General features: G+C 67.2%; 15 protein-coding genes. 5 read left to right on the forward strand and 10 right to left on the reverse strand.

Annotated features, from left to right (window positions below; translation table 11 throughout):
- Positions 1-6: 6 nt before the first annotated feature.
- The gene (locus tag ABC977_RS15225) at positions 7-1722 is read left to right on the forward strand and encodes a chloride channel protein (RefSeq protein WP_369668129.1); all 1716 of its coding nucleotides are present in this window, start codon (positions 7-9) and stop codon (positions 1720-1722) included.
- Between the two features lie 92 nt (positions 1723-1814).
- Here ABC977_RS15225 and ABC977_RS15230 read toward each other — a convergent pair whose 3' ends face one another.
- Positions 1815-2516: a lysozyme gene (locus tag ABC977_RS15230; RefSeq protein WP_369668130.1), complete on the reverse strand. Its 702-nt coding sequence runs from the start codon at positions 2514-2516 to the stop codon at positions 1815-1817.
- A gap of 457 nt (positions 2517-2973) precedes the next feature.
- On the opposite strand from ABC977_RS15230, the gene ABC977_RS15235 reads away from it, so the two are divergent.
- Positions 2974-5751: a caspase family protein gene (locus ABC977_RS15235; RefSeq protein ID WP_369668131.1), complete on the forward strand. Its 2778-nt coding sequence runs from the start codon at positions 2974-2976 to the stop codon at positions 5749-5751.
- 43 nt (positions 5752-5794) lie between these two features.
- Positions 5795-8722, forward strand: a complete 2928-nt coding sequence (locus ABC977_RS15240) for a CHAT domain-containing protein (protein WP_369668132.1) — start codon at positions 5795-5797, stop codon at positions 8720-8722.
- 9 nt (positions 8723-8731) lie between these two features.
- Here ABC977_RS15240 and ABC977_RS15245 read toward each other — a convergent pair whose 3' ends face one another.
- Positions 8732-9871, reverse strand: a complete 1140-nt coding sequence (locus ABC977_RS15245; RefSeq protein WP_369668133.1) for a hypothetical protein — start codon at positions 9869-9871, stop codon at positions 8732-8734.
- A gap of 202 nt (positions 9872-10073) precedes the next feature.
- On the opposite strand from ABC977_RS15245, the gene ABC977_RS15250 reads away from it, so the two are divergent.
- Positions 10074-10418: a hypothetical protein gene (locus ABC977_RS15250; RefSeq protein ID WP_369668134.1), complete on the forward strand. Its 345-nt coding sequence runs from the start codon at positions 10074-10076 to the stop codon at positions 10416-10418.
- A gap of 41 nt (positions 10419-10459) precedes the next feature.
- Positions 10460-11137 (forward strand): hypothetical protein, encoded by a 678-nt coding sequence (locus ABC977_RS15255; protein ID WP_369668135.1) that lies wholly within the window; start codon positions 10460-10462, stop codon positions 11135-11137.
- Between the two features lie 18 nt (positions 11138-11155).
- On the opposite strand, the gene ABC977_RS15260 is transcribed toward ABC977_RS15255, so the two are convergent.
- The 8 genes from ABC977_RS15260 to ABC977_RS15295 form a co-directional block, all read right to left on the reverse strand.
- A complete protein-coding gene (locus tag ABC977_RS15260) occupies positions 11156-11854 on the reverse strand; it encodes a hypothetical protein (protein ID WP_369668136.1) in 699 nt (232 codons plus the stop codon).
- Between the two features lie 54 nt (positions 11855-11908).
- Positions 11909-13285 (reverse strand): PASTA domain-containing protein, encoded by a 1377-nt coding sequence (locus ABC977_RS15265; RefSeq protein ID WP_369668137.1) that lies wholly within the window; start codon positions 13283-13285, stop codon positions 11909-11911.
- Between the two features lie 80 nt (positions 13286-13365).
- Positions 13366-13992 carry a phage tail protein gene (locus tag ABC977_RS15270; RefSeq protein ID WP_369668138.1) on the reverse strand — a complete coding sequence of 209 codons (627 nt, stop codon included), beginning with the start codon at positions 13990-13992 and terminating at the stop codon, positions 13366-13368.
- A complete protein-coding gene (locus tag ABC977_RS15275; RefSeq protein ID WP_369668139.1) occupies positions 13970-16618 on the reverse strand; it encodes a putative baseplate assembly protein in 2649 nt (882 codons plus the stop codon). The genes ABC977_RS15270 and ABC977_RS15275 overlap by 23 nt, the downstream gene beginning before the upstream one ends.
- Before the next feature lie 6 nt (positions 16619-16624).
- Positions 16625-17053, reverse strand: a complete 429-nt coding sequence (locus ABC977_RS15280) for a GPW/gp25 family protein (protein ID WP_369668140.1) — start codon at positions 17051-17053, stop codon at positions 16625-16627.
- Positions 17050-17406: a hypothetical protein gene (locus ABC977_RS15285; RefSeq protein WP_369668141.1), complete on the reverse strand. Its 357-nt coding sequence runs from the start codon at positions 17404-17406 to the stop codon at positions 17050-17052. Before ABC977_RS15285 ends, ABC977_RS15280 begins: the two co-directional genes overlap by 4 nt.
- Positions 17406-18980 carry a phage baseplate assembly protein V gene (locus tag ABC977_RS15290; RefSeq protein ID WP_369668142.1) on the reverse strand — a complete coding sequence of 525 codons (1575 nt, stop codon included), beginning with the start codon at positions 18978-18980 and terminating at the stop codon, positions 17406-17408. Before ABC977_RS15290 ends, ABC977_RS15285 begins: the two co-directional genes overlap by 1 nt.
- Positions 18977-19741, reverse strand: a complete 765-nt coding sequence (locus tag ABC977_RS15295; protein WP_369668143.1) for a CIS tube protein — start codon at positions 19739-19741, stop codon at positions 18977-18979. The genes ABC977_RS15290 and ABC977_RS15295 overlap by 4 nt, the downstream gene beginning before the upstream one ends.
- Positions 19742-20347 lie beyond the last annotated feature (606 nt).

Raw genomic sequence — 20347 nt, forward strand, 5'->3', positions numbered from 1 at the left:
ATCCCCGTGCTCGATCGGCAACTCGATGCGATACGTCTCGATCTGGCGCGGCCGGACGCGCTTTTGTGGCCGGCGCTGCTGGGTTTGGTGACCGGCATCCTGGGTGGGGGCCTGATCGTCGTCTTCCGCTTGGTCGTCGAGGGTACCCAGGCCGCGATGCTGCCGGAGCACGGGGAGAACTTCGAGGGCCTGCCGGCGGCCCTGCGGCTGATCCTGCCGCTGATCGGGGCCGCCGCGATTGGACTGTTGTTCGTCCGTTTCGCGCAGGGGCAGTACGTGCTGGGCGTCGTTCGCGTCATGGAACGTCTCGAGTACCATCAGGGGTATCTGACCGCGCGCGGTCTGGTCCTGCAGTTCCTCGGCGCGGCGATCGCGATCATCAGCGGCCATTCGGTCGGCCGCGAAGGCCCGCACGTCCATCTCGGGGCCGCCAGCGGCAGCCTGCTCGCGCAGCGCCTGCGGTTGCCGAACAACAGCATTCGTCAGCTCGTCGCCTGCGGGACCGCGGCCGGGATCGCGGCCTCGTTCAACACGCCGCTGGCCGCAGTGATCTTCGCGCTCGAGGTCCTGGCCCTCGAGTATCGGATCGCGAGCTTCATCCCGATCATGTTGGCCGCCGTCAGCGCCAACGCCGTATCGGTCGCGGTCTTCGGCAGCATCCCGCTGTTCGGGGTCCCACCATTCTCGCTGCACGCCGCGTCCGACCTCGTGCCGGTGGTGACCCTGGGGCTGGTGGTCGGGGTCTTGTCCGCGACCTACATCGGGGCGATCCAACGGATCGCCGCCTTCGGGCGGGGACGGGATTTCCTGGTGCGGGTCGGCCTCGCCGGGATCGTCGCCGGCGTCTGCGGGGCCCTGGTGCCCGAGGTGATGGGGCTTGGCTTCGACACGTTGCGTGATCTGCTGACCGGTCCGCTCCCCTGGACCTTCCTGATCCTGCTGCTGCTGTTCAAGCTCCTGGCCACGGCGGCCAGTGCCGGGCTTGGGATCCCCGGTGGCACCATCGGTCCGGCCCTGTTCCTCGGTGCCGTCCTCGGAAACCTGACCGGGGTGCTGGCGGCCAACCTGATCGCGACCGACGCTGACCTGGCCGGCTTCTATGCGCTGCTCGGCATGGGGGCCATGATGGGTGCGAGTTTCCAGGCACCGCTGGCCGCCTTGACGGCGATCGTCGAGCTGACCCACAGCCCAGCCGCGATCGGCCCCGGCCTGCTCGCGATCATCCTGGCCGCGCTGGTCAGCAAGGAGCTGTTCGGTCAGGACTCGCTGTTCGTGACCCTGCTGCGGGCCAATGGCCTCGATTATCGCGCCCATCCGATGATCCAGCTGCTGCGGCGCAGCGCGGTCCGCAGCCTGATGAACCGCAGCCTCGTCTGCCACGAGTCGGTCGTGACGCGGGCTCAGGCCGAAGAGCTGGTCGCCGGCGGGGTCCAATGGGTGGTCGTGCGCGAGGTCGGTCGACCGCCCTACCTGATGTCGGGACTCGCGGTCGCCAGCGCCTTGTCCTCGCAGCCAGCCGCCCGGCGGTTCGATCTGCGCGCGATCCCCGGCGAGCGGCTCGACCTAGCGCCCATCACGATGCAGGCCACGCTGCACGAGGCGCTGGAACTGATGCGATCGCGCGGCATTGCGGCGCTGTACGTCACGCCGACGCTGGCCCCGGATGCCCCGATCCTGGGTGTCCTGACCGCGGGGCAGATCGAAGCCGCCTCCCGCTGCTGAGCGACCAGTGCGTTTCATGACCGACCCCGGTATCCGTATCCCCGTGCTTCGAGTGGCTGTGCAGGCAACATATCCGCTGAACGAGGGTCGCCTCAAATCGTTTCGCCGGCGCGAATATCGATGGGCGTCAGATCCATATCCTCCGGAGGTGGCAATCGCGGCATCGGCAGGCCTTCGAAGAAGAGCTCGATCTGCCGTTCGCGGCGCGTCTTCAGACCGGCCAATTCCCGACCCCCGGCATAGACCCAACGCCGGAACTGAAAGGGCACCTTGTCGAATTCCTCGGCATTGATGACCTTGAGCAGGGTCGAGCGGCGGAAGTTGCCACTGCCGACATTGAACACGAAATCGCACAAGGCCGCGAATTGACCGTCGCTCAATTCGGGTTGGACGGCCACCATCACAGCGATCTGCGCCGTGCGCATATCGCTGACGAGCAGTTGTTCGCCCTCGGGCTCGGTCACGCCACGAAGGAACTGGGCGGGTTCGCTGCCATCGCATCGGGCGAGCTTTACCAGGTGGCCATACGCGATTGTGCAATAGCCTGCCGCATCATTGTAAAGGCGGCTGCGAAAACCCTCCGACAGCTTGGTCAGATCGATTCCTCGCTGGTAGACAGGCCTTAATTCAACGCCAGCGGGTAATACCGCACGTTCTTCGGTGTCAAGAAAGATCCCTGGGGTCAGGGCATCGGTGGTGGGAAAAGGCTCCTGCCCGGGCTGGTCACAGCTGGCCAGCAGGCCAGCGGCCAAGGCCGTGGCGATGGTCAGACGCTGCATCGTCGTCCAGCTCATCTCAGTCTCCCGGTCATGGTGGGCGTAACGGAAGCATAGCAGGCGGGCAGCGCTTTGGAAGTCTGGAGCGAGCTGGTAGGGAAATGGGGATGATTTCTTGCCTGCCGGCGGATAAGAGACTGTGTTGGGGGCGTTTCGGATGTCCCGTTCTCGATCCTTTTTGCGCGAGAAGATGGTGGCGCCCATCCGATGTGGGGCTCGATCCATTTGCTGAACCATTGCTCGATGGCAACGGTAATAGAGAACGACTGGCAATCAGGCTGCGATCGCTAGGGAAACACCGAACGATTCGGCGTTTCCGGTGTGGGGCCAGAGGCTGCTGTGTTCGGTCGCGATCAGCGACGGAACACCCTCTCTGGTGCTTTGTGCTATGTTCATTCAATGGATGTGAGATCCATAAGGCCAGTGGACGTCGATACTGCCACCAATGCCGTCTCTCCGCATGAAGGGGCCAATCATGTTACGGTCATACGTTCAGCAGACTCTCGTCATCGGTTGTGGTGTGCTCTGGCTCCTAATGGCAGGCTGCCAGGATGAAGGTGGGTCGTCGCTTTCGTCGCCGGCGATAGGGTGCGATCCGGATCGGTTCGTCGAGACCGATGGTCAGCGTCGCGTCGCGCTGCTCGTCGGCGTCGGCCAGTATCGCAACGAATTGATTCCCGATCTGAAGGGGCCGTCCAAGGATGCCCGCCTGATCTATGACCTGCTCACCGGACCGAACGGTTATGGTTTCCCAGAGGAGAATGTCTGTGTGTTGCTCGATGACGCGGCGACCACCGACGCCTTCCGCAAGGCCTTTGATCGCGTGTTGGTCGAGCCAGCCCGCGAACAGGACGTCGCGGTGCTTTTCTTCGCCGGGCATGGTTCGCAGACCCGTGACCTCGATGGTGACGAACCGGATGGGTGGGATGAGACGCTGATGTTCCACGATTCGAGGGTCGGGACCGTTCGCGACCTGAGCGACGATGAACTCAATGCGATGCTGGCCCGGCTTCACGCGAAGACGCGGAACCTGACCATGATCGTCGATTCCTGCAATTCGGGGACCGTGACGCGGGCGCCGGAGGCGGGCACCACGATCGCCCGCTTCTTCACGCCGATGGAGGACGATGCCGGTGGCTCGGTCGCGACGGTCATCGCAAGCGGTGACGCCAGTCCGTCCTGGATACCGACTTCGTTACCGGGACTGGTGGCCTTGACCGCGGCCAGCGACGGCAATCCGGCCTTGGAAAAGGACGGCCGGGGGCTCTTCACGAGCGCTTTGACCCAGGTCCTTTCGCAGGTCGGCGAACATCCGCTCACCTATGCGCAGGTCGCGCGTCAGGTGCCGCCCCTGCTGGCGGCCGAGAGTCCGCAGATCCCCTATTTTCAGGGCGACCTCCGCGGCGCCGTGTTCGGGGGGGCGATGCGCGCGCGGCCCGTCGGCTGGGAGGTTCGCGCTGTCGGCGAACGGCTGGAACTCGCTGGACCGCCGTTGCCCGGGATTGGCCTCGGTGCCGAGTTTCGGATCTATGGCGGCGAGGTCGCCGGTGCCGAGGCCCACGACCCAGGACGGGCCAAGGGCACGGCCGTCGTTGTCGAGACGCGGGGCGTCAACGCCTGGGCTCGGGTCACGGCGGTCGATGTCGCGCAGGGCCCTATGGTGCCCGGGGACCTGGCGGTGCTGGTGCGTCCGCAGGACGACTTCACCCAAATACGGGTCCGCTTGCGCCCGGCCGCCGAACCCGGTGGCCTGCCGGCCGCACGGGCAGCGGCGTTGGTGCGTTCGATCGAGGCCGATCCGGATGCGCGGTTGCTGGTCACGCTGACCGCCGGGGCAGGCGACTTCGAGCTCAGCGTCGATGCGGCTGATCAGCTCCTGTTGCGCGGTCCGGAGAACCGGGTCCGCACCCGGTACGAGCGAGACGAGGCCGTCCCGCGCAATCTTTGGCAACACGCGCGCATTCGCGCCCTGGCGCACCTGAGCGGCGAGGGTGGCGCGGACTTTGTCGACCAGGACACGCTGCAGGCACGCCTGGTGCCGGCCCCAGCCGCCCGGCAGAGCGCCTGTGCCCGTGGGGTCTGGACCCAGGCCGAGCCCAATCAGGAGCAGGTCGTGCCCCTGTGCCACGCCTGGAACCTCGAGGTCACCCTCGACGCGTCGGCTCCGGTCCCTCTGTTGATCGGGGCGTTGGTCCTGTCGAGCGATGGCGGCCTGTTCGCGCTGCCGGTGGACCGCCAGACGATCCGGCTGGGACCGGGTGAACGCCACCTGTTCGCGGCGCGCGGCGAGACCTTCCAGGGTGTCCCGCCGTTGGATGTCGTGGAACGAATCCTGGTTTTTGGGACGCAGGAGACGAACCCCGTACCCTGGCACCTGTTCGCCGAGGAGGCGTCGGTGCGGCAAGGGGTCGCGTTGACGGGCCTGTACCGGGCACTCGATCGGTATCTGACGCCGGGCACGCGCGGTGCGGTGCCCGTGGCGGACGGGCCGATCGAAGACACGACCTGGACGCTCAGCGCTCTTCCGATGCGGGTCGAGGCCAACTCCCGGTTTCTCGCCCCAGGGGGCCTGGGCACGGGCGCGATCGATCGGCGTGAGTACACGATCGCGAACTTCGATGTGCGCCCCTACTTGCCGGACAAGCGCGACAGCGCCCTTCATCAGGTCCTCGCGGTGGCGGACTGGCTCGCCGGTACGTCCGCCGAGGACGGCTTCTCCTATAAGCAGCATGCGTGGAACAAGGGCAGCGACCGCGAGAATCTCGCCCTCGGGATCGACTGCTCCCGAGCGATCTGGTTTGCGTTCACCCGAGCCGGTTGGTCCTACAATCGCGACGACCGGTACCTGACGACGGCCCAGATGGTCGGGGACGGCAGTCCGATGGCAGACCGCTTCGACAGTTGCTTGCGCGACCCGACCCTGCGCATCGGCGATGTCCTCGTCTACCGCGACCCAGGGCGGGGGGATGGTCACGTGGTCATGGTCATCGATCCCGACAAGCGTATCGCCTGGGGTTCCCACGGTTGGGATGGAACGCCGCGCGACCTTCCGGTGGAGCCGGACACCGGGGTCGAGTACCAGAAGATCAAGTACAAGCCCGATTGGGAGCGGTGGGATCGCGCGAACATGCGGCTCGCCGCCTGCTGGCGCTACCGGCCGTTCGCCGAGGAGTACCTGACCGGACGCGGGTTGCCCGGAGCCGATGCCCTGAGCTTCGCGTGCGACCCGAACCGTCGCTGCGGAAACCTCTGAGTCGCGGGCCGGATCCATGGGGCCGAAACCGACGAGTCGCTCCATGACGCGTGGCTCTTCGGGCGCCTGGATCGGGATCGTCAGGCCCGCTACCGCACCGATTCCGTTCGGAGCAGCCCTTGCCTGGCCCCGTGTCTGGCTTGCGATCGTCGCCCTGGTCTGGTTGCTGGCCGGTTGTGTCCATGGTCCCGAGCCGGTGACCGGCGACCCTTGGGCACGCCACGAGGAAGCCGGCCAGATCGCCTTCGATGCGGGCCGTTACAGGGACGCCGAGCGCTTCTGGCGGTCCGGCCTGGATCTCGCGAGTGGCGAGATGGTGCACGAGACGCGCCTGCTCGTGAGCCTCGCGCGCGTCGCCGAAAGCATGGGCCAGTATGACCAGGCGCGGCGCTATGCGGCGCAGGCCCTGGAAGAGGCGCACGCGATCGCGGATCCGGTTCTGGAGGCGGCGGCTCTCCGGGTGCTGGGCCTGGTTGCGCGCCGCCTCGGCGAACCTTCGGCGGCATTCGACTATCTGCGGCGATCGCGCGCGCTGGTGCAGCGGCTCGGCCGCCTGGCCGAGGAGGCCGAAACGGTTCGTTATCTGGCCCTGGTTCATCAGGATCTCGGTGAAGACGCCGAGGCCGAGCGGCTCTACCGTCAGGCGCTTGCCTTGTCGCGCGACGCGGGCGATCCGTCGGGCGAGGCGCGCGTCCTCAATGCCCTCGGCGGGCTCCATCGTCTGCGCGCCGAGTATGCCGACGCGCTGACGCGTTATCGGGAGTCGCTGGCACGGCGCGAGGATCTCGGCGATCGGGCCGGTCAGGCGCTGGTCCTCGGTAACCTGTGCCTTCTGTATCAGAATCTCCAGGATCACACGACGGCCATCGATCATTGCGAGCGATCCCTGGCCCTGGCGCGTGCGTCCGGCAGCCGCTCTGTCGAGGCCAATGCCCACAACAACCTCGGCATCATCTATCAGGCGCGCGGCGAGTATCGTCGCGCCTTGGCCGCCTACCGTCGCTCGCTGCGCATCAAGGAGGGTCTTCCAGACCCCCCGGGTGCGGCCCGGACCCTGAACAACATCGGCGAACTCGAGCGGCGGCTCGGGCGAACGGAACGCGCCCTCGCGGCCCATCAGCGCGCGCTGCAACTCAGAGAGGAGATCGCGGATCGCCCTGGGCAGATCAGCAGCCATCAGAATCTCGGTGTCCTGTCGTTGCAACTCGGGCAGTACGATGAGGCCCGCGATCATTTCCTGCGTGCCTTGACCCTCGCCGGCGGCGATGGCCGTGCCGAAGCGGTCTGGCGCGCGCTCGACGGTCTGGCCCAGGTCCACGCCGCGACTGGTGCGCAGCCGAGCGCGATCTTCTTCGGCAAGCTGGCCGTCAACCGCTTGCAGGGCATTCGTCGCGGCCTCAGCGCACTGGATCCCTCTCTGCGGGCTGGATTCCTAGCCGACAAGGAAGGGGTCTACCGGCGGTTGGCCGGGCTTCTGATCGACGCGGGGCGCTTCGCGGAGGCCCAGCAGGTGTTGGCGATGCTCAAGGAGGACGAGTACTTCGAGTTCCTGCGTGGCGTGCCGGACGCGGATCCACGCTCGACGCGCGCCAGCCTGACCCTCGCCGAGGCCCCGTCGTGGGAGCGTTATCAGGCCATTCAGTCGCAGGTGGTCGCACTTGGCCGCGAGTTCAGCGAGTTGATCCGCGAGGAACCGCTGACGCCAGCCGACGAGGCCCGATTGGAACGGCTCGAAGGGGAGCTAGATCTCGCGGCACGAGGCTTTCGCGTGCTCGTCGAGGATCTCAGGGCCGCGTTGGCCAGTGAAGGTCGCAGCGAGTTCAGCGACGCCGATTGGCGCTTCCTGCCTGGGTTCTCCGGGACGCTGGCCCAACTCGGACACGGGGCCGTTCTGCTCCATTACTTCGTGACCGAGGATCGACTGCGCCTGCTTCTGACCGGGCCAGATGCCAATACGCCCGTCCTGCACCGGGAGAGCCCGGTTGCCCGTGCGGAGCTGAATCGCCTGATCTGGAGTTACCGTGCCAAGCTCGTCGATCCGTGCCAGGATCCGGCGCCCGAGGCACAAGCCCTCCATCGCCACCTGATCGGACCCGTCGCCGAGGATCTGCGTGCTTACGGGGCCAAGACCCTGATGGTCTATCTCGATCAGTCGCTGCGCTATGTGCCGCTGGCGGCCCTTCAGGATGACGATGGCTTCCTCATCGATGACTATGCGGTCGTGATCTACACCGCGGCCGGAAAGGTCAACCTGCTGTCGCCACCTGTGCTGGGCTGGCGTGTCGCCGGCCTCGGCACCAGTGCCGCCGTCGGGGGCTTCTCGCCGCTACCCGCGGTGCGCGACGAACTCGATGCGATCGTCAAACTGGATCCGACGGATCCACGCGGGGTATGGCCAGGGGTGATCTTCGTCGACGAGGCCTTCACGGCGCAGCGGCTGCAAAGGGTGCTGAACAGTGACTACCAGGTCGTCCATCTGGCCAGTCACTTTCATTTCGGACCGGGTAGCGCCGCGGAGTCCTATCTGCTCACCGGGGATGGGGAACGACTCGATCTGCAGCGCATGAAGCTCGGGCGTTACCCGTTCACGGGTCTGGAGTTGCTGGCGCTGTCGGCTTGCGAGACGGGGCTGGGCGGGGCCGCCGGCGACGGCCGCGAGATCGAGAGTTTCGGGGCGATCGCGCAGGACAAGGGCGCGAAGGCGGTCATCGCGACGCTCTGGAAGGTCCCGGATCGCAGCACGGCCGACTTCATGGAACAGTTTCACGTCAATCGTCACGCCGGTCTGACCAAGGCCGAGGCCTTGCGTCGAACGCAGCTCGCGTTTCTCAGGCCCGACCAGCACGGGCCGCTGGACTCTGTGGACAGGGGGGTTGCCCGATTAGAGGACGACCGTTGTCCATCGCAAGCGAGCGGGTACGCCCACCCCTATCACTGGGCACCCTTCATCCTGATGGGCAATTGGCTGTAGCGGGGCCGCTCAACGCAAGACCGGTTCGGTGTTCGGCGTCGTCGGTATCCGTACCCGCATACCTGGGTCCAGCCTCGACGGTACTTGGGTCGCCGGGACGTCGGGATTCGTGGAGTCGGGATCCGGGCGCTCGGGTGCGGAGCCGTCTTGCGACGCGGAGCCGGTGTCCGTCTCCGTCGCGCGGCCGCCGGCCGAGGACTCGCCGCTCCGCCTCAGCAGCTCCGAAACGATCCCCTGAAGGATCGGACCGACGATCCCCTCCCACTGGCCGGTGCCCTGGCCTTGGGCGCGACATTCGCGCAAGGCCTGTTCGCGTGCCGCCGTCCTTGCTTCGAGAGACTTTGGCTCGCCCTCGGCTAGGCACCATTTCAGGTGGGTCGCATGGTCCGGTGCCCATAGGGGGCCGTCGAAGCCGCATCGGTAGCGCAGGTTCTGTCGATATTGACTGACCGCTTCGGTGGCGTATCGCTCGCACAGGCCGGGGTCGATGTCTATCCCGCTCCCGAGGCCCCTTTCGAGGGATGTCCGCCACGCGGTGCGCTCCTGCACCTGTCTGCGCGTGACGCCCGTTGGTCCGGCGACGGCACCTGGCTCGATCCTTGCTTCCTGCATGGGTCCGACACGAACCGGTCGCGACGGGTCCCCGCTGGCCCAGACCACTGCGGTGCCCTCGATCACCGTGATCACCAACGAGCGTCCCTGGGCGCCCAGATGGTAACGGGTCGGCACGCGCTCGGCCCGAACCGTCCCCGGCTCTCCGGTGACCTCGTGGGGACAGGCCTTGCTCTCGCCATACAGGTTGCCCTGACGGAAGCCTTGGACCAGGGTGCGGCAACCTGTCTCGATGGCTGGGTCGAATTCGACCCGCACCCAACTCCGCGGCCCAGTGCGGACGGAGGCATTGTTTGCCAGCCGTTGACCCCGTTCCAGGCGCCGATCGTCGACGAAGACGTTCTGCCCGACGATCCGAAGCTGACCGATGGTCCCGCGTTTGTCGGTGCGCACGAACCGCGGGTCGGTATTCTCGTCGCCGTCGGCAATTCCCCCATCGGGGCCAGGCATCGTAGGCATCGTATTGCAGTTGGCCAGCAAGGCCGCCATTGACAGAAGGGCCAGCGACCAGCCGGCTCGGGTGTGTGGCGATCGCATGCGAACCTCCAAGCGTCATTGGGGCCATCTGGCTCGGGCCAGCTGTTCGCGATCCATGCCCTCCGTGTGGAGAATGAGACGATCGGGCGTCGGCTCTCTCAGTATAGTCGATGACCGCGGTGGGTCTTGCCGATGTCGAATCCGCAGGCGGTGCTACACTTGTCGGCAGCGGCCCAACCGCGTCCACATGAGTGCGTTGCCGATGGACGAGTATCTCCGGGCGAAACCGATGGTGACACCCGCCATTGCTGGCATGGCCACGATGACCATGACCAGCACGCTGGTCGTGCAGTTCGGTCTGCCCCCGGCCCTGACGGCCCTGGCCTTCGCCTTCCTGTTCGGGACCCTGGCCTTTGGTGATCGCAGTCTTTCGCGCCTTCAGCGCGGCGTGCTCTACCTGATCAACTCGGTCACCATCTTCTCGGTCGCGGTCGGAATCAACGAGACGGCCGTGGGCATGATGAAGCCCCCGGAGGTCGCAGCCTATGAGCAGCGTCTGGCCCCGGATGACGAAAGATCCCCGGCGTTGCTGCGGAGCTGGTTCTAGATGCGCCTTCAGGCCCCTGCTTCGGTTCGGAGGCCGGGTTGATGGAGCGACTGCGCACACCCCTTATGATCCTCGCGTTGGTGTTGGCCGCGCTGATCCTGATGATCCAACTCGGCGCGGCGGCGCTCCCGGCGCTCCTGGCGGTCGCGACGCCGGGACTCGGGATCCCGTACCTGGCGCTCTATGATGCGATCCTGCTCTACTCGCTGGCCCTGATGGCCTCGGCCCTGGTCGCGCCGGCGCGGCTGCAGGGTCGCCTCCAGGGCATCCTGAGCCTCCTCTTCTTCCTCGTGTTGCTGGTGGCTGGCGTACTCCTGGTGCTGGTCGCGTTGGCCAAGCTGATACTGATGATCTCCTTGTTCGTCGCAGTGCCCTTCGGGACCATCGCCTATCTGGCGGTCTACGCGGATTTCCCGGTCGGCGTGGCACGGGCGACGCTGGGTATCCTGATGACGCTAAAGCTCGCCATGGTCGTGAGCCTGCTACTGGCCCATCAACGTTTCCTGGAGAATAAGGGTCTGGTCATCCTGATTGCGATCTCGCTGGTGCTGAACCTGCTCGTGGCCTTTCTGCACGCCCTGGTGCCCGGCTTGCTCGTCTCGATCCTCGACGCCGCCGCGGCGATCCTGGTCGGGCTGGTCGCCGCGATCTGGGCCTTGCTGGCGTTGGTCGGCAGCCTGATGGCGATCGTCAAGGCGCTGAAGGTACGCCTGGCCTAGCCACCGCTGCGGCCTGCGTTATTTCATCCGCATGAGCGCCGTATTCGGCTGACCCTCGCGGCATGGACAAGCGACATTGGGCGGGCAGGGCTGGCATCGCAGCGTCAGTGTGAGGCTCGCATGGTCGATTTTTCTCTCGCTGCGCTGCACCGTGATCGCGAGGGTCTCGCCGGGCTCGATCTGGCGCAGACAGGGTGGCCAAGCGTCATTGGTAGAGGCGTCCGCGGGTCGATAACTCACCTCGACCCGGAGCAGGTCCGGCGGGGCCGGGTGGCCCCCGGCCTCCGCTGCGTAGCAGGGCACTCGTCCGGACTCGGCGCGGCGCGGGTCGGTCGGAAAATGCTCCTTCGGCAGGCTCGCCAGGACATAGAGTGGCGGTTGTCCACGATCCGTGCCAAGCTCGGCGCGGCGCATGTCGCCTGTGAATCCGGTTGGGATCCGGATGTCGCAGCTCGCCGCGCCGGGACCCTGGACCGCGAGCCGAACGCCGTCGGCCACCGGTTGCTCCGCGCCCTCGCCGTCACAGACGAGTCCATCCAGGTCGAGCTTGGGGGCCAGGTGCTGCAGCCATCCCAGGCCACTCGCGAGCCAACCGGCGGTCGCCTTATCCAGGTCGACGCCGCTGCTGTTGACCCGCAGGCCGACTCCCAAGCCGACCAGATAGAGGGCGGCGATGATGGCCAACCCGAACAGGACCAGGGCCGCCCGTTTATCCATGGTCTTGGCTCGGGTCTCGAGTCGGCGCACGCGCCGGCTGACTCGTTGACCGCTTCATTGGCCGTCGTCCGGCGGAACCGCGCGCAAGGTACCGCCTATGAACTGAGTTCGCGGATTCTGGATCTGCTCGAGCAGGTGGCTGTTCGGGAGCATGATGGCCGGATCTGGGCGAACCACGGGACGCCGTCGTTCGACGTCGAGATCGATGCTCGAACCGACTGCGATCTCGGACCCCGGCGCGGGCCGCTGGGCCAGCACCGAACCGGCCGGCTTGCCTTGCGTCAAATGCGTGACGGTGCCGACCCTCAACCCGAGCTGCGTCAGGGTGGCCGTGGCATCGGTTTGCGGGGTGCCGAGGAAATTGGGTACCCGTACCATCTGGTCTTCGACGACCAGCGCGACGGCCGTGCCGGCCGAGACGCGCGCACCGGCCGCCGGGGTATGGCTCAAGACGACCCCCGGCGTGCCGCCGGTGCGCCGCTGTGTGACCGAGCCCTGTCGCAGGCCTTGGGCGACCAGGCTCTGGCCGGCCTCGGTCACCGTCTGGCCGACCAGGCTGTTGACCGTGACCAGTTCCTTGGCGACCACGACGGCGATCGAGGTGCCGGGCAAGACCCGCTCGTTGGCCGCCGGGGTGTGCCGCAGCACGGCACCACCTTGGGCGCTGGTGCTTTCTTCCTCGCTGACCGCGCCGAGCGCTAGGCCTTCGGCAATCAGTCGCTGCTCGGCTTGTGGGATCGACAGGTCTACGAGGCTCGGGGTCGCGACCGAGATGATCTCGACATGCAGGGTCGCGAAGTCCCCCGACTCCATCGGGGTGCCCGGCGCGGGTTCCTGGCGGATGACCTGGCCACTGTCGACCGTGCCGGTAAACTCCTCGTAGATTTGAAAACCGATCTTGTCTTTGTTCAACAGCGCGACCGCCTCCTTGACCGACTTGCCTGCCAGCTCCGGCATCGTCGGCTTGCCGTCGATGATCAGCAGCGCGGCGATGATTCCGCCGATCACGAGGATCGTGCCGATGCCGCCGGCGACTGCCCACCAGGGGACCTTGCCCCCTTTGCTCGGTGTGGGCTGTGGGGTGTTCGCCGCGGGGACCTGAAGGACGAGTTCCGGACTCTCGATCGTTCGTTCGCGGTCATCCGTCAGGTAGCCGCGCAGTCGAAAGGCGTATCGCCCCGGCGGCGTTGCCGGCGGAAGCGTGACCTTGACGGTCAGGTTCTCGGTCTGGCCCGTCTCGAGATCCCGTTCCACGGCCCCCTGGATCTCGAACCAGCCGGTCTCGGCCGGGGCCTGGGGACGCACCTCGATGCTCAGCCTAAGGGCACCGCCGCTGGTGTTGGTCAGGAGAAAACCATAGTCGAGAGTCCGCCCGGGCGTGCCTGTCAGCGTTTCGGTCCCGGCGACATGGGTGATGGTCGCAATGGCCATGGTCGTGTCCTCTGGTTGTGGGTAGACCGCGTTCGATCGGCACCGCCTCTGGGGTCCAAGCCGATAGCCCGTCGTCTCGTCTAAGGCCCGCCCGTCCCTTCGACGTCCGGGCGCTTCGGTGCCGGTTCATCGTCGCGCGCAGCCGGCGAGGGTCCTGCCGGTGATGCAGGATCCTCGGTGAAAACCAGCTCGTGGGTCAGATACGCCGGCTTCTCCTGAACGAGGATGCGCTCGATCAGGCGCTGTTGGGCACGTGCCGAAGCCGGCGCCTTGACGAGCAGATGGAACGGGCGTGGCGTCCCGTCGCCGCCGGCTCCGGACTCGTCTAACAAGAAGCCCGAGGTGCCCGTCGCGATTTCGAGAAATCGTTTGAGACCGTGCCCGGTGCCGCGCCATTGCGAGAGCTCGGCGGCGGCCAGGATCAGCTCGCGCAAACGACCAGGGTCGAGTGGCCAGTCGCGCCCCGGGTCCCGCGTCCCGGTGCCACCGACGAGGCGAGCCAGATCCACCCAGGCGGCGAGCATCGGCAGGAATGACTCGGGTGCGATCCGCGGATTGAAATAGGTCTCGATCCGTTCGATGGCCGTCTCGGCCGGCGTTTGGAACCGAGCCATGACCTCGAGCAGCTCGGCCAGTGGTTCCCCGGGTACCGCGGCGCGCCGAAAAACCTCGGGAAGCAGTTGTTCAATCTCGATCCGGTTCATCATCGTGCTCGACGTCGATCTCGTGCTGACCGGAGCAGAACAGCCAGGTCATCGGGATCTTGACGCGGTCGAGATACCGATCGCGGGAGGATGGCTCGAAGCTCAGCTCGGCATCGCCTGGACCGAGGCGGCTCCGGTAGACCCCTCTGGGACCGGCGGCCATCAGCGTGAGTGACCTGGTGTCCGGTTTGGCGCGCTCGACCGCGACCGCCTCGAGTCGCTCCATGTGGGGGCCGTTCGCACGCAGTGGCAGGCCGCAGCCGAGCGTCGGTTCCCGCCAGCGGGGCTGAGCGGCCTCCGGGTCGATGGCCAAGACGCCGCGCCGTGTCGAGGCGGCCAGCACCCGGGTGTCGACGAAAGCCAGGTCCTCGCAGCCGCCCGCGACCCAGCCGTCCCGCAGCCTCAACCAATCGCCCGGCCCGCCTGCGGCACCGGACAGGTCGAGCCGCGAACAACCCTCGCCGGGATCGTCTCCGACCGCGGTATGACAGGCCCAGAGGTAGCGTCGCGGACCCATGTGCTGGACAAGCAGGCGGCGGATCTTTTCGTCCTTGAGGCCGGCGAATCGGTAGGTCCCCGGAAGGCCGTCTTCATCGGAGAGGTAGATGCCACCGCGACCGCGCGCCGCGACGGCAACGCTGGTCCGCTGCCCGAGTGCGTCGATCGAGGCGGCGACACCATAGAAGCCGAGTTGCTGGTCGGCCGGATCCACCAGGATTTGGGTCGGCGTCTCGCCTTCCTTCAGCCGCAGGTCGAGCAGGCCGATCTCCGTGGCGAGGATCAGGCGCAGGTGTCCGTCGCGCTCGAGCCAGGCCACGTCCTCGATCCGGAACTGGGTCCCGTGTGCTGGCGACCAGTGTTCCCCGCAATCATCGGAGATGTGGATCCGCGACCGCTTCTGATCGCCGACCCGAGTGACGGCGGCCAGCAGACCGGGGCGGCCTGGGCCGACCGCGATCTCGCGAGGATAGGGCTTGATCGACTCGATCGTCTCGCCGGGAAAGTCGGCGATCGGTTCCCAGCCATCCCCATCGTTCAGTGAGCGGTACAGTGTAGAACCGGTGGCGGCATACCAGGTCGCCGGTTGGAAGGCGTCGATGGCGAGCGTCTGAACGTTGCGGCTCGGCGTGCCCGTGACCAGCAGGCACACCGGATCCACGTCCTTGACGCCCGGTTCGGACCCCAGCATTCGGTTCACGTGAAAGGTGCTGAGCGGTTGCCCAAAGGGCCAGCCAGCCTGATCCGCGGACTCGGCAAAGGGCGTGATGGTCGCGTAGAGCCGCTCGAGCAGCCGCGCCTTGACGGCCCCTGGATCTTCCCCGCGATGGACGGTGACCCGGGTCCGCACCTTGACCTCTTTGTAGTGGGCCCAGACGACCCGACAGCCGATCCCCAGCGGTCGACGCTGCTCGAGTTCCGCCTGGACCCGGGCGAGGGCCTCCGCGGTCTCGTGCTGGCGAATCTGGTCGGCGGTGACCGGTTGGCCCGAACGCGACCCGGACGGGAGTTCCGGTACGCAGACGACCTCGACGGTCCCAGGCCGGGCGAAGGTCCAGAACTCGGCCTGCGTGTAGGCATGAGCCCGGTTCAGGTTGCCGGGACTCGCGAGCGCCACGGCTTCGAAGTCGCGAGCGGTCACGACCCGATGTAGAGAATGGATCTGTTGGGGCCCCCGGAGCAAGGCATTGTCGAGCGTCTCGCCGGCGCGACCACCGGTCGCCGGTTCCGGATTGACGACATCCAGGTGGACACCGGCGATCGGATCCTTCAACGACGTGAGCACTCCCCGGTTCACATTACCCGACGGGCCGCCGCCACTGCGGTACCAGATCCGGATGTCACGCTCCCTTGGTGGGACCGCGGCCAGCGCGGTCGGAGTCCCGCTGCCGGATGGGTCGGCCTCCGGGCGCAGGGCTGGCGCGAAGAAGATCAGCCCGGCGGCCCGGTCGGCGGTGTATACGAACGAGTCCGGGCCGGTATGGGCGAAACTCTCGACCTCGCGCCACAGCCGATAGGTTCGACCTTGATGCCGGCGCATCGGCGCGCTGTCATCGATCGACGCCGGCTCCGTTTCGACGCCGACCACCAGATCGAGCTCGTCGCCGGTGGCGACGATCGGGTATCGGCGGGTTCGTAGCACGAGACCAGGTCGTCCGGGGCGCCCGGCGACGATATCGGGACTCTCGCCATCGGCCCAGTCGCAGTGGTAGGCCCTGACCTCGCCGCTCGTCTGCCCGGGGGGGATACGCAGCCTGTGGGCCGTCGCGAAGATCGGCGCGCTGTCGGCCGGCGCGCCCGGTGCGCCGCTGACGCGGGTGCCGCGCGGGATCTCCACCGCCTCCGTTCGGGGTGCCTTCAACGAAAAGCGCAGGGTCACAACGGCCGCTGCCGGTGGTCCCAGCTTGACGCCGAGGAGTCGCAGCAATTCGATATAGACCTTGTCTGGCAATCGATTCAATCGATAGAGCAGCGTTTCGGTCAGAAAGGCGAAGGTCTCGATCAGTACGATACCGGGGTCGCCGGGTGTTCGATCGGTCCATTCCGGGCAGGCGTGCTCGATATGGGCCAGGGCCTGGGTCATCAGGTCATCGAAGGTCCGGTCGTCGAGATCGAGCGGAGGAATGGACATTTCGGCCTAGGCCTCGTTCAGATCCACCGGAAAGACCAGTCGCTCATCCCGGCCGGTCCGCCGGACGCGATAGGTGAGGTCGATCTCCAGCCGGTCCGGCTCGTCGTGACCAGGTCCCGCATCCAGATGGAGCAGGTCGATGCGCGGTTCCCAGCGGGCCAGTGCGCGGCGCACGTAGTGGATCGCCAGACCGGCGGTCGTCGCATCGTTCGGGCTGAAGGCCAGACGATAGAGCTCGCAGCCGTAATCGGGACGCATGACCCGTTCGCCCGGGCGGGTGGTCAGCAGCAGCAGGATCGACTGCCGAATCGAATCGTTGCCCTCGATCATCGCCAGGGCCCCGGTCGGTCCGACCTGCAAGCCCGGTCGTCCCGCCCGGATCGCGAAGTCCGGGTGGGCAAAGCGCAGCGCGCGAAAGGGGCGTGGGTTGGTCATCGACTTGCTGCCACCAGGTGCTGGCCGGGTTGCCGGACACCGTAGCGATGGGTGCCAGGCGGCGTGCCATCGGTGTAGCCGGTCAAGCTGGCGAGACACACGGGGCGACCCTGGATACGGACGAGGTCGGAGTAACCGCTCGTCACAGCGAGCGTCAGGGTGCAAGGTTTGATGCCCTGGACCGGGTTGAAATGGCTGCACCCGGCGATGGGTCGGCCCTCCGGGCCGGCCCGCACCAGCAGTCGCAACCCCTTGCTGCGCACCAGGTCCTGCGAGGTCACGAGCGCGACCCGTCCGGTCAGGTGCGGACAGGTGATCAGTGCGTTCTCGGCGACCAGCGTTTGCCTGTCCATCAGGCTTGCTCGAAATCGATCGAGGCGCCACGTATGGTCACGGCGCGCCCCGGGGCAGCGATATCGAGGTCGCCCGTCGCCAGGATCTTGAGCGTATCTCGGCTCAATTCCAGAAGGCTCCCGCTGTTGTTCCCGAGTCGCGCCCGCCCCGGCGACAGTTGCATGAAATCGCCGCGCCCCGACTCCAGTCGCAGGCTCTGCTTCTCCTCATCGAGCTGGATCCGCTGCCCGCCCGGGGTCAGCAGCGTGAAACGGCGGACCTTCCCATCGGCGATCCCGGTGTCCGGTGGGCCTTTGGCGCCATAGAGGCCACCGAGGACGATTCCCTGGGCCGGGTCTGCACCTGGCAGCAACACCAGCACCAGATCGTCGCGATCCGGCAGCAGGACGAACCCCTTCGCGCTGCCGGCCCCCGGGCTCAGTACCTGAAGCCAGCCGGTTTCGATGCCGGCATAGCTCGGCAGGGTGACGCGCACGCGCCCGAGCCCATCCGGATCCTCGACGGTCGTGACCAGGCCGATCGTCGTCAGGGTGCCCGATTCCGATCGACGACAGACCGGTGGCGCCGTGTCGATCCGCGTCAGGAACCCGTGTCGCCGATCGAGACTGTGGGTCACGGCCGTTAGCACATAGTGGCCGCAGAGGTGGGCGGCGAGTCCTTGGACCTGGATCCGAACGCCCGGCCTGAGTCGTGGATCGCCGGTCGTGGTCGCGCGCAGTTCGATCTCGCTGGAGAAGCGCCGGTCCAACTCGGCCTGGGCCAGGGCCGCCGCGCCGGCGTGGCTGGGCAGAACCCGATCGGCGAGCACGCGCGGCGCGGTGGCACCGAGGGCTGCGAGATCCAAAGCGAACGGGGTCTCACGCCCGCTGCGCGGCGTATCCGCGCTGCCGTCGCGGATCTCGGCCAAGGTGGGATCCCAGGCCAGCGTCTGGACCGCGCGGCACGCGGGATCCGCGTTGATCTCGACGTCGGCCTCGATCAGTTCCTCGCCGTAGGTCAGGGTGAGCGTCTCGCCGCGTCCTTTCAGGCTGAACATATGCAGGGCCTGGTCGTCGACAATGAAATAGAGACCGGCCGCGGCCGTCGCCTCGGACAGGAGTTCCAGGTCCGATTGGCGCCATTGGATGTGCTGCGGTGTCACGGGGCCATCGTCCTCGGCCTCGACCGCGAGGTCGAGATCGGCGGTCAGCTCGCGGGCCAGGTCGACTGGCGTGGTGCTCAAATGGGTGCAGACCGGCTGACGCTTACGCAGCCGATGCAGTCGGTCATAGGCGCGCACGCTCAGCACGCGCGTTTGGGATGGCCCATAGCGGTACTGTACGGCCGTGACCTCGCCGGCGAAGAGGACCGGTTCCGGCCGCTGCTCGACGGCGAGCCGCAGCCAGGTCCCTGGGGTCAGATGATTGGCGTCGGCGAGGAGCGCCGGCGGATCCTGGAAGGTCACCTCGCACAGCGTCGGCAGCGAGAGGCGTTGCTGGATGCGCACCTCGGCCAGGGTCGCCGCGGCGCTCTGCGGGAGCGGCTGATCATCGACCAGCAGCCGCAGCCGCGGGATGCCTCGGAGCCCGCTCATGATGCCTCCTCGAAATCCTGTGCGGCCGGGATCGACAGCACCTCGCCTCCGGCTAATCGGAGTGGATCCAATAGGCCGTTCGCCCACGCGAGCAGCCGCCATAGGGACGGATCGCCATAATAGCGATAGGCGAGCTGGTCTAGGCGCTCGCCGCCCGCCGTCGTGATCTGGTCGAGGGTGACATGCGAGCCCAGGACCTCATGGATCGCCGTTGTGTCACCCAGGGCCGGCGGCGCGCCGACGAGCCAGTCGGCGGGCGGGATCGGCGGCGTGATCACCGGTTCGGGGACATCGTCGGTCAGGGGTTCGGCCACGCGGAGCAGACGCAGGCGGAGCCAGGAACGGCGCGGTGTCCCCTCGGCGGTGAAATCTTCCAGCCGCTCGGCGACCGCCGTGACGACCGCCGGCCAATTCCATGCCTTTCCCCAGACGAAGCGGACCACCGGTGGGCGTCTGTCACCAGGCTGGCCGTGGCTGTTCTCCGCCAGTTGCCACAAGGGATTGGTCAGATCGCGGACGTCCTCCGACACCAGCGTCGAGCCGGCCAGCGACACATCGAACAGCAGGTTCAAGGTCAACTCGGTGGTGCCGCCGCCGGTGAACAATGGCGGATCGTCGGCAAGGTCCTGGCCGCCGAGCAATCCTCCAGTCGTCGCGGCCGGAACCAAGCCCGCGCGCCGGCGCAGCTCGAGGCTTTCCGGATTGAGCAGACAGCCGATACGTTCCGCAGTCCGTTCGATCACGAAGGCTACGCGTTCCATCGTTCACCCCGTTGCTCCCGATCCAGGCACGCTCGGTGCCGGCCGCTCTCGGCAAGGCGTTCGGCCGATCCCCAAGGGGACCGGGCCTCCGGTCGTTCGCGAGGTTCGTCGATAGGCAGCGCCGGCCAGCGATCGGCCCATCGGTCACAGTGTTCCTCTCGCTCGTCCGGGAGTCTGGGCCAGCGGTTGACCCGCGCCGGGCCGGACCGGCTGGGTTCCGGGTCGGCCTCAGGGCGCACCCTGGCGAACTCGTTAGGCCGGGTCGAGAGGGGTTGCGCACCGAGCGGATCCGAGACTTCGGGCACGGATTCGCCGCGGATGGGTCGGTTGGGATGCGGCGACCGGTCGGCCGCCTTCGGCTCGGCAAGCGGGTGCCTGGCCCGCGCGGATCTCTCATTCGGTGCTCGATCCCGCTGCGAGGCGGGCGGCCGCGATGCGCCAAGCCTCCGATCCTGGCCGGCGGTGCCGCATGACGCGGTCACGGCCGCAGTGACCGTCGCGATGGTCCCAGACGACGGGGGCGGGGAGACCATCGCGCTCCCCTGGGACGAGGCCTTCGGGGTCTCGGCCGCGTGCGCCGCGCAGGGGGGTGTGACGCGGTCATCG

The organism is Thioalkalicoccus limnaeus (assembly GCF_041197575.1).
Taxonomy (GTDB): domain Bacteria; phylum Pseudomonadota; class Gammaproteobacteria; order Chromatiales; family Chromatiaceae; genus Thioalkalicoccus; species Thioalkalicoccus limnaeus.